This is a genomic window from Desulfonatronum sp. SC1 (assembly GCF_003046795.1).
In the GTDB taxonomy this organism is placed as follows: Bacteria; Desulfobacterota; Desulfovibrionia; order Desulfovibrionales; family Desulfonatronaceae; genus Desulfonatronum.
Map to the genome: position 1 here is coordinate 1 of NZ_PZKN01000090.1, position 544 is coordinate 544.

The 544-nt window shown below is 50.7% G+C and carries 2 tRNA genes and 2 rRNA genes; all 4 read left to right on the forward strand.

The window, feature by feature from the left end:
* Positions 1-87, forward strand: a 16S ribosomal RNA gene (locus C6366_RS18450); the annotation flags it as partial.
* A gap of 72 nt (positions 88-159) precedes the next feature.
* A tRNA-Ile gene (locus C6366_RS18455) sits at positions 160-238 on the forward strand.
* Positions 239-287: 49 nt separating this feature from the next.
* Positions 288-363: transfer RNA gene (locus tag C6366_RS18460), tRNA-Ala, on the forward strand.
* Positions 364-456: 93 nt separating this feature from the next.
* Positions 457-544, forward strand: a 23S ribosomal RNA gene (locus tag C6366_RS18465); the annotation flags it as partial.

A 544-nucleotide genomic window follows, 5' to 3' on the forward strand; every position in this document is an offset into this window, starting at 1 on the left:
AGGTAGTCGTCTACGGTAGGGCTGATAATTGGGGTGAAGTCGTAACAAGGTAGCCGTAGGGGAACCTGCGGCTGGATCACCTCCTTTACAGAGAAATTCCCCCCTCGCTGTTTCATTGCAAGGAGCTATTTGCTTCTTGCCGGCCTTAACGGAAGAAATGGGCCTATAGCTCAGTTTCGGTTAGAGCGCACGCCTGATAAGCGTGAGGTCGATGGTTCAAGTCCATCTAGGCCCACCACGCTGCTGTTAATTTCAAATTTGAAATTTGAGATTTGAAATTGAAAGATGGGGGTGTAGCTCAGCTGGGAGAGCGCCTGCCTTGCACGCAGGAGGTCATCGGTTCGATCCCGTTCACCTCCACCATATTTGTGGTGGTAATGTGGACGCTTCGAGCATGAGCGTTTTTCGTTTGGTCGGTTGATCTTTGACAATTTCATAGGGAATGAAGAATAGAGAGGTTAAGATACTAAGGGCAATTGGCGGATGCCTTGGTGCCAGGAGGCGATGAAGGACGTGGAAGGCTGCGATAAGCCTCGGTGAGCCG